The sequence below is a fragment of the Pseudoalteromonas sp. SWN166 genome, assembly GCF_015864485.1.
GTDB lineage: Bacteria > Pseudomonadota > Gammaproteobacteria > Enterobacterales > Alteromonadaceae > Pseudoalteromonas.
Map to the genome: position 1 here is coordinate 72,283 of NZ_JADYXB010000004.1, position 15,445 is coordinate 87,727.

Below are 15,445 nucleotides of genomic sequence, written 5' to 3' on the forward strand. Positions count from 1 at the left end.
ACTTATTACTTCCCTTCAAGCGCTCACTGAGCGCTTTTTTTGTTTATAATTTCAACTTTTTTAGGTACATTAAGCCTTAAATTATAATAATTAAGGACAATAAATGAAGTATCTCAGTATAGGTATCGTCTTACTTTTAACTGGCTGCCAAGCTACGCCTACACTATGTGAAGTAGAACCCAACGCGCTTTTGTGTGACTCAAGTTCTTATAATGTAGCTACGGTAAATGCATTAACCACATTCGAGTCAAGAGCTGGCAGAAAAGCATTCGCACTAGGGAAAACCGAAAATGGCGGCGAGTTTTATGGTTTTTCAGAGGGGTACAGTTCACAATCTAAAGCAAATAAAAGAGCCCTAGATGAATGTAAAAAAAGACTCGCTAAATATGATACTAATGCTCAGTGCGAGCTAATTCGCTAACTTTTTTAAATAAAAAAGCCAGCTAATAAATTTATTAACTGGCTGAAAGTTATGGTCATTTGACCATTTTAGGAAACCTTAAAACTGATATTTTAAGCTCGCGCCCCACGTACGCGGGTTGCTCCAGTTTGCTTGTACTGAGTTAGCTGGCAAACCATCAACAATTTGTGAATGCACCACGCCACGCGTTAATATGGCTTTGTCGCCAATATTTTTAACATAAGCCTCAATTTGTACGCTGTCGTTTATAAACCAAGTTAGGCGTGCATCAGCCATTAAATGCGCATCTACTCTTACCTCAGGGATGTTTGTATCAAACGCGTAGTAATCGTCTAAGTAATTCATTTGAATGTACGGTACTAAGTACGAGTCGCCCCCTAAACTAAATTCATAACGCGCCGAAAGCCCCATGCTGTACTCTGGCGCCATTGCAGGTCGCCAGCCTTCAAAACTAAATTGGCTTGAATTATCGTTTATATCTTGACGCCCGCCTTGATTACCAAGTGCTAGCAACGGGCGAAGTTGCTCGTTACCCACAGCGTAACCATCCGCAAATTCGCTATCCAATAACGATAACGTACCGGTAAGTGTTAAATTATCAATTGGTACCCATTGAAGGTCGGCTTCAAGGCCTTTTGTTTCTACGTCACCGCCATTTTCGTAATACTCAAATGTTGTGGCTGTACCTGCAGACACACATTCTAAAACGGTATCACCCGTTGTTGTATCGTTACATGACGTTGCAAACAACTGTGCTTTTACGTCTTCGTACTTATTCATAAATACCGACACATTTAAACGCATTGCACCATCTAGCAAGTAGCTCTTCATACCCATTTCGTACGAAATAACATCTTCGTTATCATAAAGTGGGTCTGCACCGCGTGCTACCACCCGCGAATCGTTTGCACCACCCGTTCTGTAACCCGTGGCTACGCTTGCATACACCATTATGTCTTTGTTTATGTCGTACTCTGCAGCCGCTTTATATAACATTGCAGAATCATCCCAATCGGGAATGGTATCACCAGTAAACGTTTTATCGTCTTGGTTAACACGCAAGCCACCTACAACACGTAAGTCTTCACTAATTTGATAACGTAACTGCCCATACGCTGCGATAGATTTAGCCGTATGCGGGTCGTAATCTGGATTCCCCCACGAAGGCACAACAACAGAGTCTGAAACACCGTCGCCTGTTGTATCTGCATGCGATAACCAGCTCCAATCTGCTTCTTGGTCAAAGTAATAAAGTCCACCAATCCACGAAAAATCAGAATCATCATTATTTGACGCAAACTGTAACTCAGACGATAGAGTTTTTTGATCGTCCACTCGCCCAAAACCACCTACAAAATCAATACCGCCATCGCTATAGTCGTTGTCGTAGTATTGCTTGCCGTTAAGGGTTGAATAGTTAGTCGTCCACTTAATATCAGCAAAATCGGTATACCACTCAAGTGCTACTGTTGTCGAAAAGCTCTCTTGTTTATCAAGCGAAAAGCTATTGCGATAAACATCATATGGACCAAGATCTTCGTGCTGTGCATCACTTGGCTGATAAATATGCCCAGCTGTAATTGTAGGGTTAGGATCAAATATACCGGAGCCAGGTGACGTTTCGCTTATTTGGTAACCCGCAATTTGCTGATAGCCCCAAATAGCTTCTGAGTTTGAGTTTTTACGCGAGTAGTCAAAACGTACCGTTGCGTTAAACTTATCGTTTGGTTGCCACTTAGTGACATTACGCATATAAAACTGATTTTTTTCGCGTAAATCATCCGAAGGTCCTGGAATCACTAAATTATTGATATAGCCATCATGGCGATCAGAGGCCACTACAAAACGAGTCGCAATTGTATCGCTTACAGGAATATTTATAATACCCTCGTAAGCACTGCGGTTATAACTCCCTGTTTCAACTTTTATACTCCCCAGTAAATCGTCAAAAACAGGTTGATTAGTAATTATATTAATACTGCCAGCAAAGGTGTTACGCCCGTATAGAGTACCTTGTGGGCCACGCAGCACTTCTATGCGCTGCACATCCACCAATGCTCCTAAACCAGATGAGGTAGTAGGTACGTAAATGCCATCTTGAAATATGCCTACAATTTGCTCGGCAATACCGGTGCCTGCTACACCCACCTCATTAGTACGTGCGCCGCGCATGGCAGGACGAACCTCACCACCAGATGATCCCATACGTAAACCCGGTACAACCTGCTCAAGACCCGTAACATCAATAATACCGGCACGGGCAATATCAGCCTCCCCGAGAGCAGTGATTGATGATGATACTTCCTGTAGATCTTGTGAGCGACGGTTTGCAGTAACGGCTATGCGTTCAATCGCTGGTTCTTTAATTTGCTGCTGAGTTTTTGTTGATGTTGCTTCTTCGGCGCTGTGAGCATTCATTGTGGTTGCTGCAATAGCAGTTGTTACAGCAAAATGAACGAGAGTCCGTGTAAATTTAGCTTTCATTATAATTATTCTCCCGAGTTTAAAACGTGTCTACTTCTCCCCAACTCTACATTTTCAATTATTACAGTAAACAAATTGTATCAATTGAAAATGCATTGATACAAAATAGACTTCGAAGTCAAAAAGATCAACAACTTTCTGACCAATAATTAACCTTAATTATTAAAAACAATAAATAACAACAGCTTAAAATTAAGATAATCATGATTTCGAAATCTAAAAAATAAAAAGGCCAGCAATACAATATTGCTGGCCTTTTAAATAATATCCAATTTTATTAATAACTTAACTTCAGCTAAACCCTAGCTGAGTATGAAGCAGTTAAAAGCGATAACAGGCTTAAAAGTTGTAACCTATTCTTACACCATAAGTGCGAGGATTAGCATAGTCAGCAGCCGCTACGTTACCGCCAAAGCGAACCGTTCTAAGCAAAATAAGCTCATCACCTGCATTTTGAACATATGCGCGTATGGCCCACTCATTATCGGCCGAATACCATGCAATGCTGGCATCGTATTTTTGATAGCTATCTTGCGTACCAAACGAAAAAGGGAGATCGTTGGTCGTATACGAATCCGATAACTGAATACTGGTAGCAGGCACAATGCGGCCTTTATCACCTAAATCAAACTCGTAACTCGCCAATAGAGTAATGTTATATTTTGGGCTTAACTGCACTTCGTTACCGTCAAGTTGCAGTAAGTTATCTACGCCATTAATGGTCTCTCCGCCTTCTTCAAACACATTTGGCGTAACAAAGTCGCCATAAGTAGAATCTGTAAACGCGGCACGTGCACCTAGGCGCAATGCATCACTTGCCTGCCAATCAATTTCAAGCTCAAGACCAGCAGCATCAATTTCGCCCGCATTACCAAAAAACGATACCGCCGTACCGCCTACATTTTGAAAACGCGTAGAAAGTAAGTCCTCGTATTGGTTGTAATATAAAGAGGCGTTAAATCTTAATGAATTATCAAGCAGCATGCTTTTAAAGCCTACTTCGTAAGCCGTTACTGTTTGCTCGTCGTAGCTATTTTCGCCATTAAAAGCGCCCTGTGCATTACCCGCTAAAAAGCCTGTAGAAACCGTAGCATAAAGCAATTGAGAATTTGTTAAGTCATGCTCTACGCCTAACTTCCACGTGACTTTACTCCAATCGCCATCTGCGTCTTTAACTTCTAATTCTGAAAAATCTAGCGTGCTTAAATCATTAGTATTTTGACCGTAAATATCCCACTCACGGCTATCATTTGTATACCTTATGCCGGCTATACCGCGTGTATCATCATTAAATGCGTAGTTACCTTGAAAGTAAGCCGCCGCTGATCGCGTTTCTAACTGAATTTGGTTTAACCAAGGTGCATATTGAAGCGCTTGAGGCTGCGTTGTATCGGGTACATTATCAACCACGACTCCGTAGCTCGCATTTAAAAAAGCGTTATCTAGATCCTCTGAAAATAAGTAAATACCAGCCACCCACTCAAAATCACTTTCGTATGTAGAGCTAACTTGTACTTCTAACGAGTTAGTTTTAGATTCAATTGCGTTACCATCTACGGTGGCTGCATAAGTCGAAAAATCACCATCGGTAAGGCGTGTTTCTTCGTAATCCATTGAGGCTGCAATTATTTTTAAATCAACCGACTCTAGCGACCAGTTTAACTCGGCGCTAATACTTACATCGCTTACATCGCGTGATGGTTGGTAATCAAACTGCTGAGTAAATGGGTCTGACGACACACCTTGTGCAGTATCAAGCCCTGATGTTGCTGCATTATCTAAGCCTGCACCAAAGCGACCACAATTGCTGCCACACACATCATCGCGACCAATTCGCTCAGTTAATGGTGCCGACAAGCTTGTTTTACCTGTCGCTGGGTTTATAGGTACACCTAAAATATGATAGCCAAATGCACCGCCGCCATTTGATTCGTCCTGCCATGTTTCTACTTTTACATTTAAATTTACATCATCGTTAAACTCAGTAAATATTTGGCCACGCAAAAAATACATATCAGCATCTTTTAAGCCTGCTGATTCATTAAACGAATTCTCTACGTATGGGTCGCGTATTTCTCGCACCCCGGTAAAGCGTACTGCGGTATCATCGGTTAAAGCGGCATTAAAAAAGCCTTCACCACGTAAATGACCATAATTACCAAATGTTGTAGCCATACCGCCTTCGGTAATATCAAGCTCTGGCTTTTTAGCTATTACATCAATAGCTCCACCAAATGAGTTACGACCAAACAACGTACCTTGAGGCCCGCGAAGTACTTCTACACGCTCTAAATCTACAAAACCAGCAAGTGCTTGCCCATGACGAGGGCGATAAACGCCATTAGAATAAAACGCAATCGCAACATCGTTAGCTTCTACTTGCTCTGTTCTGGCACCGCGCATGGCAGGGCGAGCATCACTGCCAGACACACCCGACTTTAAACCTGGCGCTAGGCTATCAAGGCTTAAAATATCAGTTATGCCATTTTCTAGTAAATCTTTAGCCGATACCGCAGTAACTGCCAAAGGCACCGACTGAATACTTTTAACCCGCTTAGTAGAGGTAACAGAAATAACCTCCAACTCTTTGTTAGGGTTTAACTTTGCTTCTTGTGAAAATACAGATGCTGAGCCTAATAACGCCGTATTTACAGCAGCAAAAATAAGTGTTTTACGTAAAATATTCGTCGTCATGAGATAAATTCTCCACCTGTTGAAATGAATTTTATTAAGCATCTGTGGGCGCTATGCCCCACCATCACATTCTTATTATTTATAATTATTAAAAACGCGATATTTAAATGACTATTTTTTCGACTCATAAAAACTACCGCTTTTTGCATTCGAATGCAACAGCGATTAATGCAACTTTTACACGTAACTAACACGCGCTATAAAAATAAAAACATAAAACTCATTCAAGCAACTAATAATAAACAAATTTAATTTTTACAGCTGATTTAAAGTTACTGGTTTGATCAGTTTAATATAGAGGATTTAAACAAAGAAAGGAGGGGGAATATAAACAGAGCACACAATTTAGACTCCGAAGTCTAAATGATATTAAAGACCAATTTTAAGTGTCAGCACATAATTAATTTTCAATTAAGTGCTGACTATTCATAGCATAACTAGTTAGTGGCTTTTAGTTAACCTGAGGACCTATTCACTACTTTGGGATTGCTGAATAAGTAATAGCAGCTCGGCAGTAGCCGTTGCATCGGCAAGGGCGCGGTGATGGCTGGTTAAATTTAAATTAAAGTGCGATGAAAGATTGCCCAGCGAATACGACTTTAAGCCTTTAAACGCTTTGCGCGATTCAACCACGGTGCACATTTTTGGCATTTTAAAAAAGTGCCCTGCCATCTCGCATTCTTTTTTAATAAAGCCGTAGTCAAAATTAACGTTATGGGCTACAAAAATACTGCCTGCTAGTTTATCAATTAGTGGCTTTACAACCTCTGCAAATACGGGCGCGTTATAAACCATGCTGTCGCTAATACCAGTTAGTGACGTTATAAATCCAGGTATGTGCCGCTGTGGATTTACAAGTGTCGTCCAGGTGTCTATTACTTTGCCGTGCTGTACTTTTACAAGGCCAATTTCGGTAATGCGGTTACCGCCTTTTAAGCCGCCCGTGGTTTCTATATCGACCACACTGTAAATACGGTTTGGATCTACAAACCATTTAACAGCGGCAATGTGTACCTCAAAGCCCACATTTTTTAAGTTATCAATGGTGGTTAATTGGTTGCGCCTAAGTTTGTCGCCCGGTGCTTTTACTTCTTCAAAATGTACTTTGCCATTATTGATAACCATTAAGTCGGGGTAGCCGTCTTTTAGTTGTAAATAATGCTTACTCATATTGGTTAAATGAGTAATTAATGCCTCATGCGGGCTATTTAAAATGAGTGCTTCTAACGGTTGTAGTAGCTCTTGGTGCCATCTAAATAAACCATTAGGTTGCTCAAAGTATTGCGCTGCATTTTTGCATACTAAATTAAGTAATGCTTGCGACGTTTGGCACTGCGCTAAGCGCTCATCTATTTGTGTTTGCTGCGCTTCATAAAAATTACCAAGCCTTAATACTTGCGGATAAATATCAAACTCATTACATGGCGGGTAAGGCGACTCTACAAATAACTCGTGCCAAAATACTAAACCAAACAAACTTTGCCAAAGCGTGTTTTCGGTATTAAATACTGCCATACCTTGGCGAGTATAATAATCGTTTACGCCCTGCTCTACTTCACCTCGGTACAGTTCATCTATTTCTAGCACGCACTGGGTATCGCTAAGCATGGCACTTAAACGCGAACGTGTTTTTTTATTAAACTTACGCATTAAAAAATCGTCAGCAAAATACAGTAAATCATCCGTAAGCGGATTTTCAATAATGGCTTCTAACCGTGCTTTTACCCATTCTTTATTGCCAAGCCTGTATTGCTCTCTTATTTGAATTTCTTGTGCTTCGCTATCATCCACGCACCCTTCAAGTAAGCTAAAAGCAAGTTCGCTATCAACACCTTTTAATTGCCGATAAAGCCTTACTAATAATTTGTTTTTTAACGCAACAGCAATGGCACCGTGCGCGGCTTGCACTAAAACCTGCGACCCTAAAGCAACGTAATCGCTCTCATCGGTTATATTTTTGAATACTAACCGATAACGGTTTAGTAAATAGTTTGATTGCGCTTCATTAAGTGTTTCAAAGCGCGACAAACTCTCGCTGTGGCCTTCGCGCGTAGCGGTTAAGCCTAAGTCTCGCATTACAAAACGATTTTGATGATTCACATCACCACCGCTTAGTTTGCCTGCAAATAAAAACTCAAAATACTCGTAATAATCACTGCGGTTATTAATTACATATTGGCTATAAAGCGGCGCAAGCTCGTGTGGGCAGGCTTTAAAAAACTCACGGGCAATATCCACCAGCGCGCCTTTAGCGGCACTCTTTTTAAAGCTTATTTGCTCGTCGTAATTACTTAGCAACTCCAGCAAAGCAGGTTTGGTTAAGTGAGCCAAAAGCTGCGAGTAATGCTGCTCGTTTGGCTCAAATAAAATACCGGCTTTTTTTAGCGTATAAATAGCCTGATGCGGCGAGGTTATTTCTTCATAATTAAGCGATTGCGCTTGCACCAAATAAGGCTTACGCGAATACACACGCGCCAACATGCACTGGCTTTGCTCATCTAGCTGGTTAATTTTACTAATAAATTCACTATGTTTAGGCTCAAGTAAATGCATGCATTTACTTGTTACAAACTCAATAAGCTCTCTAAAATGCGCTAAATAGTATTTTGCTGGTAATTCTTTTTTCATAATATCGCCACAACTGTATATAAAAACAGTATCCAGTATTTGCGCTTATTATTCAATCTTAAACTTGTAATCAGTAATGCTTATAGTTGCCATATAAAAATAATGCAGAGTCAATAAGCACTAAATGTAAAAAGCGACACATTACAAACCACACTACACAAACAGACCATTGTCATACATTGCAAAGGCGGCACTGGCCGTACAAAGTTGGTAGCTGCACTTATTTTAAATTCTGCAGGTTACACAAAAGAAGAAGTATACAACCGAGTACAAAGCATTCGACCTAAAGCACTGGCTATAGAATTGTAAAAAGAGAACTTTGAGGTGTAAGGCAGAGACTGGGGAGGATTTAGCACTATAAATAGTGCTAAAAATATTTTTATACTAGTTATGGATTAGCGGTTGATGGTTTTAACTCTTGTTAGCTACCTTTACATTACGTTTGCTCGATAGATTTACTTAGTATTACACCGTCAACAATCATGAACCACTTGCCTTCTTCTTGGTATGGCGCTTTAGTAACGTCAAAAGTAGTTGTAAAAAATGCGAGTCCTACAATGAAGTCATCCCCAAAAAATTCTTTTAAAGGTGCATTAATCGAAGTTGAGCCACCGCTTTTTAAACGTTTATAAGAAACGGTACCGTCGGCAAGAATCAATAAATACATCTCTTTACTTTGCCATTCACCTACATATGATAATTTATTTTCAGGTAATGGTTTACTACACCCGAGCAAAGTAAAAACACTAAAAAATATTACTATTAAACTCTTCATATTCCCTCACGATTACTCATAGGCCAAGAGGCTGCTAACGCTGAATTATGTCGAGCGGCCTACTCTTGTCGGTATCCGCTCTAACTCCATTGTTATGAGCTTTAATCAAACATTGAAGTTTATTTAGATTGAAAATAGCAAATCACCTTTAATATTAGTGAAAATTAGATAGCTAATGATGAACAATATCACTCCAAAAATGAAAAGTAATAGCGCAACAAGGTCACACTCGAATACATTCATATAAACGTCCTTCTCTAAATGGCGATATAATTACTGTAACCACTTGTTATTTTAACCGAAGTGACCTAAGACATCATGTACGCTCAAAATATCCATTAGGGTTAACACTGTAATGCGGATCTACGAACCAGCCATTCAACGCTCATAGCAATAGTCTAAGATTTCGTTGATTCCAACCTCTTCACGGGCCAGCTTCACCTCCAATTCGTTAAGGTATGCGACATTGGGCAATTCATCAGTTCCCGATATTTTAACCGAGAAATCAGCTTTGTAACTTTTACCAACCCTCGAGAGCTCACTGCTGAGTTGGTTCAAAATATCATCTATCAACAAGAGTTGGTTTCGTCGAAAGCGGATAAGTCGGTGACAATCGAAGAAGTCCAATCGCTTTATCGAGTCATATTTTCTGCCGTTCCAGCCGGTTCTTCGCGTAGCACGATACAAAGCATGTTCTTGCGTATCTTTCCACACACTAAAATCGAAATGGTTGGTCGGATTAGGAGTGTCGTGTGTAGCCTGAGAGTGGAAGTTCGTTTCCCCAAATTGGTGTTTGTCAAGGACAGTTAAGGTCCTGTTCTGTGCGGATAACATGCGTTTTATTAGTATGGGCATGTCGAAGCGCATTACTTTGGCTGCATCCAAGATCCGTATTTCTCTCGAAAATACCTCGCCATCTCGATCCCAGTGCCTTTCCCGTCGCTTAGGCACCCACTGAATAAGAGTACCAAAAAGACTCAGAACGCCGTATGAGTGGAATGAAGCCAAGTGAATTTTTTCCTGCTCTGTATCTTCGTGAATAAAAAAGTACGAACTTCCGCACCAAATTAGCGACTGAGCTATTTCCTCCACCAGCCCACGTATTGATTCGTCAATAGTATGTGAACCGTATCTTGTATTAACGTTACCAAGTAGCTTTTGCATGAGGTCGTCGTCATTTGACTCAATTTCGAATAAATTACTACTTCCACGGCTCATTGAATTAAACAATCTCGCAAAATCTTCATCGAACATCCGGCGATTGAAGCCAGGCCTCTCTTGTTCGCCTTTAACCAATAGTCTATCAAAAAAACCAAGATGCGCATCATGATGTTGATATAGGTGCAAGGGTTCGGATCTAAAAATCTTCATGCTGAACCTCTTCTCCTTCCTCACACAACCGGCGAGCAAGATTAGTGATGTGGTAATCAATCTCGAAGTCTATTAAACCGAGTTGCGGTACGACCTGTTTTGCAAAAAACAGGTGAGACGCATCGGAATGCGAGCTCAGGAATTCCCTCACGATTTTGTTTGGGTGTGACACTCCTCGCGTCATTCTCATCTGGTCCCCAAAACCATCTTGTCTCGCGCGATGTTCAAACGACATTTTCCAGTTAATCCGGATTAGACCACGCGGCGAGGCACTCAAGCTAAAGCTGTGCGGGTTTGAAAGGAGTACCATTCTTTTGAAGTACTGCTGCTTGTCAGTAGCGTGCTCAATCCAGGCATCGAACTTCGCTATCGCCCCTGCAGACAACTTTTCATTACCAAAGTATTCCCCATAAAGAATGGCAAAACCTAAGACTGAAGCCAAGTCATTGATCACCGTTGAAATGAGATGTAGCCTGAACTCATTGTTTACATCCAGTAATGGATCTGCAAACCTTGAATCCGCCGCAAGAAACGCCATCGACATGAACATAGGGAGAACCTTGTCCAACTTACTTTCAGCGTTTTTTTCCAGTGCACTAATACACGCTTCGGCCAGCTCGAAGTAGATCTGTCCAAAATGATCCGGTAGTTCATCGTTGTGTTTTGATTCGAATATGTGTCCGACCATGGTTCCACTGCCGAGGCGTGTAATTGCGTCATCTCGGGCTGAAGCAAGTTGCTCGTTCATCTCGACGGTCTTTATTTCAGGTAATTTGTATTGCTCTTCGGTGTAATGCACATGTTTATGATACCGACCGACGAGTTGGCCAATATCATCGATCCAACGTGGTAGTTTCCAATGGCTATGTAAGCTTGTGAGAACCACTTGTGTTGCGGACTTGGTCATTTTCAACTCTGATAATGACTCCACAAAATCTGGGAGCAAGTTTTGATAGAAGTCGCATACGGCAGGAAGGACATTTTCATAGTGTAGCAACAGCTTTTGAATAGCCAGCTGTTGGACGTATTTGGGCTTGGATAGGCGCTGCCCCTCTATCATTTTTTCAAATTCAATGCGTTCGACGATGAAGGCTAGCTCTACTTGTAAAAAAGCAGGTAGGCGACTCAGTGACTTCTTGGACCACTCGTCCGTCTCAAAAAAATTTTCCAGTTCTTTTTCAAATGTAAGCATTCCGCGTAGTGTTTCTAAACAAAGGTTACTACCTAGCGCAGCCCATGTGTCAGCTATGCTAATCTTTAGCTTCATTGATTTATCATCCGCTACGTGATCCAGTGACTCGAAAGCCTGCTCTATGATTTCTTTGAATCTTTTGAGCTCTTGCATGCCAATATCGAACTGGAACTGTGTTACATAAGATGAAATACGAGTCGAGAAGCGACCGATGAGTTTTAATGCAAGCTCTAAGTCACCGACTTTAAATGCTAGCTCAATATGGTGAGACAATTTATCAACGAGGTCGTTTTCGAGCCATTGATGGTCAGTCTTTTCTTCAATCAGCGGTTGCTGGCTGCTAGTTTGTAGCGCCATTGAAGTGGCTGTGTCCCCCGCCAGAAACCACTGTTTGTGCATGCTCAGCCTAGGAAACCAATAGCTTTCTTGATCTATTTTGTGCTTTCGTTGAAGGTAGTGCAAAAGCAAAGCCATATAACCGTCGGTTAACGCTGGCAGTTTATCTTTCAAACCTTCCTTGCTTGCTTTTAGACGTTCATCAATGTAAGAAAGTTGTTCAAGAGCCAGACGCGCCGCCTTTGAATGATGGTTGGCCAATGAATTTGAATTTTTGTGGTTTGCCGCACCTTCGATATGGCGCGCAATTTTGGGAAGTATTTCGCTACCAACTAGAATATTTAGGTCAAAGAAATTAAATAGCCTCTGGCCCAAAGGAAACAAAGCAAAAGCGCTCAACAGAGTCAAGATTGTACCTCCGGCATAAACTAAAAGACCGGGTTCTAATCCAAACAAAGGCAAGGTAGTTGCAGCTAAACAGAACATCGCTGAAAACACCAAAACTCGAGAATACACGCTCCCCACCTGCTCGTTGGTGAGCATTTGGATAATATCTTGGCGAAGTCTGGTGTAACCGGCGCTCAGTATAATGCCGATTGTAGCAAAGTAGATCGAGAATATTGCAGTGAGTAGCTGGGCGTACAGTCTGAGCTGCTCGATATTAAACTTCTTGTCGTCTGCACTAAGTGTTGGGAACCAAGATAGATTGTTATTAATGTAACCTTCAACGACAATTAGGATTGCCAAACTCAAAATGATCCAAAACAAACTTTTCACACCGCTCCATATGAAAGAACCTAAAATGCGAGTGTTTGACTTTGCTTTTAAGACTGAGGCGTTTCTCTTGTACGCGCTTCGCTCGAAGACAAAACCAATTTTTCCTAACCTTGTTCGAAACTTCCAAAACCAGCTCTTGGAGCTCAACCAGATTTTCAACAAATCAATCAAAAAGTTCTCCCTCTCAATACTTATTCCAATTGCGAGGTTATATAACCTCTATTTTCCTGCTATTAGTTACAAAGGCTTCAATCGCTTGAAAGCCATTTTGCTTCAAACTTTCTAGAAAGACTGCACTCCTTCTGAATGACCTAACATCTTGCATAAGCGGTTTAGCAGAGCTCTTCTGACAAATCCGTCTTAATGCATTTTTTATATTTACCCTTTGACTCTAAAACTGTAAAAAACCTTTAATTTCAATTCTTTATATAGCTCCTATATAATCAGTCATTTTAATTCTCGGAATAAACAAACCATCTTAGGACACAAAAGAACTATTTAACCTTATAAAAAGGCCGAGTTCATTAAGTTGCACATTTTCTGATTTAAGGTTTGCAATTGAGATCGGCAATTCCCACATATCAATTTTGTGGAAACAATTATCGCATTAGCTTCTAATGCAATATCGTTGAAATTAAAAGATTCATTATCAATCTGCTTTGAACACGCAAAAATAGAATTGATACTGCAACTAATACCAACGATTTCATCGAGTTTTCCGGTGCACCTAACAACTTAGTCTAGGATATTTGTCGTTTCATAAATCGACAGATGTCCCTATTTTACAATACATTTACCTTAACCATCAAATAACCACATGTAAACAATTACTTAACCTCAGATCTGTTTACGTAATTACAAAAATACACCAAAATAATAAAGAACAGTAATATTGGTAAACAGGCATTGACCATAAAATGCATATTATTTATCAAAATTCAGTCTGTGTTATTTAAAAAAGGCGCTACTTAATTTCAAAGTACTTAAACTAACGCCGTTAAGCTAGTACCTTTAAGCTAGTACCTTTAAGCTAGTACCTTCAAATTAAGGCCCTTAAATTAAAACCTTTAGAAAGGCTCAATTTATACCCGCCAAACCCTTTATACCCGCAAAAACATATTCAGCCATAGCGCTTTACGATATTATGCTCCTTTATATTTAATTTATATTTCAGGGCATATAATGACAACGCACACATCGCCTACTCACTCAGCCAACACAGCTGAAAGCACCTCTCTTTTTTACGTAATATTTATATCGGCCGTGGCTGCTATTGGTGGCTTTTTATTTGGTTTTGACTCGGGTGTTATTAACGGCACGGTGTCGGCACTCGGTAATGCGTTTAATTCTAGCAGTGTGGCTACGGGGTTTAATGTAGCGTCTGTATTACTTGGTTGTGCCTTAGGTGCACTTGCTGCGGGGCCGCTGGCTGATAAGTTTGGCCGCCGTGCAATTATGATCATCACTGCGATTATTTTTGCCATTAGTGCGTTTGGTTCAGGCATTAGCGAAAGCTCTGCGGAGTTTATTTTTTACCGCTTATTTGGTGGTTTAGGGATTGGTGCTGCATCGGTATTAGCGCCAGCTTACATTGCTGAGGTTGCACCACCCGCACTACGTGGTCGTTTAGCAACCTTGCAACAACTCGCTATAGTATTGGGCTTATTTGCTGCGTTTTTAAGTAACTATTTAATTGCTGATGCAGCAGGCAGCGCGCAAAACATTTTAATGCTTGATATAGCCGCTTGGCGCTGGATGTTTTGGGCTGAGCTTGTACCTGCTGTACTGTTTTTAGTCGGTGTGTTGTTTATTCCGGAGTCGCCTCGTTATTTAGTGGCGCAAGGTAAAGTAAACGCTGCAAAAGCGGTATTTAGCAAAATTTCAAACGACAATGCAGATAAGCAAATAAGCGATGTTAAACGCTCCTTGCATAGCGATACAAAACCAAGTATTCGCGATTTATTTATTGATGGCAGTAAAAAAGTACACCCAATTGTTTGGGTAGGTGTGGCGCTGAGTGTATTTCAGCAATTTGTAGGTATTAACGTGGTGTTTTATTACGGCTCTGAGCTTTGGCAAGCCGCTGGGTTTGATGAGTCACAATCGTTATTTATAAATGTATTAGCGGGCACTACTAATATTGTATCGACCTTTATTGCCATTGCGTTAGTTGACAAAGTTGGCCGTAAACCACTGCTGCTTGTAGGCAGTATTGGTATGTTTATTAGCTTAAGCGCGCTTACTTATATATTTGGCAGCGCAGGCCTTGATGAAGCAGGCAAACTTGCGCTTAGCGATAACATGGGTACGTTTGCACTTATTATGGCAAATTTATTTGTGGTATTTTTTGGTTTAAGTTGGGGCCCTATTGTATGGGTATTATTAGGCGAAATGTTTAATAACCGTATTCGTGGTGCAGCGCTTGCTGTTGCTGCCAGTGCGCAGTGGATTGCTAACTTTGCAATCACCATGACCTTCCCTATTATGCTTGCCAATATAGGCCTTGCCGGTGCATACGGCTTTTATGCGTTATCAGCACTTATAAGCATCTTTTTTGTTGTTAAATACATTAAAGAAACGCGCGGTAAAACGCTCGAATCTATGTGATTTTTTAAAAGCGGTGATATTAGTCGCCGCTTTGCCTTTTTATAAAGCAGCGTTATCTAGGGTCTTATATGGACTCCCTGTATAAATAACCTAAAAGTTAAATAGCAATCTTTGCTCATTTATTTTAACTTTATAGCCATTGCTCTATTACCTTTTATTA

At 40.7% G+C, this 15,445-nt stretch carries 8 protein-coding genes and 1 pseudogene; 3 read left to right on the forward strand and 6 right to left on the reverse strand.

Features of this window, described 5'->3' with window-relative positions; all coding sequences use genetic code 11:
• Positions 1 to 103 precede the first annotated feature (103 nt).
• Positions 104 to 421 (forward strand): hypothetical protein, encoded by a 318-nt coding sequence (locus I6F49_RS03710; RefSeq protein WP_165741065.1) that lies wholly within the window; start codon positions 104 to 106, stop codon positions 419 to 421.
• A gap of 78 nt (positions 422 to 499) precedes the next feature.
• On the opposite strand, the gene I6F49_RS03715 is transcribed toward I6F49_RS03710, so the two are convergent.
• From I6F49_RS03715 to I6F49_RS03725, 3 genes are all read right to left on the reverse strand, one after another.
• Positions 500 to 2,905 (reverse strand): TonB-dependent receptor, encoded by a 2,406-nt coding sequence (locus I6F49_RS03715; RefSeq protein WP_197178504.1) that lies wholly within the window; start codon positions 2,903 to 2,905, stop codon positions 500 to 502.
• 339 nt (positions 2,906 to 3,244) lie between these two features.
• Positions 3,245 to 5,599 (reverse strand): TonB-dependent receptor, encoded by a 2,355-nt coding sequence (locus tag I6F49_RS03720; RefSeq protein ID WP_197178505.1) that lies wholly within the window; start codon positions 5,597 to 5,599, stop codon positions 3,245 to 3,247.
• Between the two features lie 468 nt (positions 5,600 to 6,067).
• Positions 6,068 to 8,227 carry an exonuclease domain-containing protein gene (locus I6F49_RS03725; RefSeq protein WP_231615024.1) on the reverse strand — a complete coding sequence of 720 codons (2,160 nt, stop codon included), beginning with the start codon at positions 8,225 to 8,227 and terminating at the stop codon, positions 6,068 to 6,070.
• A 129-nt stretch (positions 8,228 to 8,356) separates the two neighbouring features.
• On the opposite strand from I6F49_RS03725, the pseudogene I6F49_RS03730 reads away from it, so the two are divergent.
• Positions 8,357 to 8,536: pseudogene (locus tag I6F49_RS03730) on the forward strand (tyrosine-protein phosphatase); the annotation flags it as partial.
• Between the two features lie 127 nt (positions 8,537 to 8,663).
• On the opposite strand, the gene I6F49_RS03735 reads toward I6F49_RS03730, so the two are convergent.
• The 3 genes from I6F49_RS03735 to I6F49_RS03745 form a co-directional block, all read right to left on the reverse strand.
• Positions 8,664 to 9,002 (reverse strand): hypothetical protein, encoded by a 339-nt coding sequence (locus I6F49_RS03735; protein WP_197142404.1) that lies wholly within the window; start codon positions 9,000 to 9,002, stop codon positions 8,664 to 8,666.
• A gap of 378 nt (positions 9,003 to 9,380) precedes the next feature.
• Complete coding sequence (locus I6F49_RS03740) at positions 9,381 to 10,373, reverse strand: hypothetical protein (RefSeq protein ID WP_197178507.1); 993 nt, start codon at positions 10,371 to 10,373, stop codon at positions 9,381 to 9,383.
• A complete protein-coding gene (locus I6F49_RS03745) occupies positions 10,360 to 12,849 on the reverse strand; it encodes a hypothetical protein (RefSeq protein WP_197178509.1) in 2,490 nt (829 codons plus the stop codon). The genes I6F49_RS03740 and I6F49_RS03745 overlap by 14 nt, the downstream gene beginning before the upstream one ends.
• A 1,011-nt stretch (positions 12,850 to 13,860) precedes the next feature.
• On the opposite strand from I6F49_RS03745, the gene I6F49_RS03750 reads away from it, so the two are divergent.
• Positions 13,861 to 15,285: a sugar porter family MFS transporter gene (locus tag I6F49_RS03750; RefSeq protein ID WP_197178511.1), complete on the forward strand. Its 1,425-nt coding sequence runs from the start codon at positions 13,861 to 13,863 to the stop codon at positions 15,283 to 15,285.
• The last annotated feature ends 160 nt before the right edge of the window (positions 15,286 to 15,445 follow it).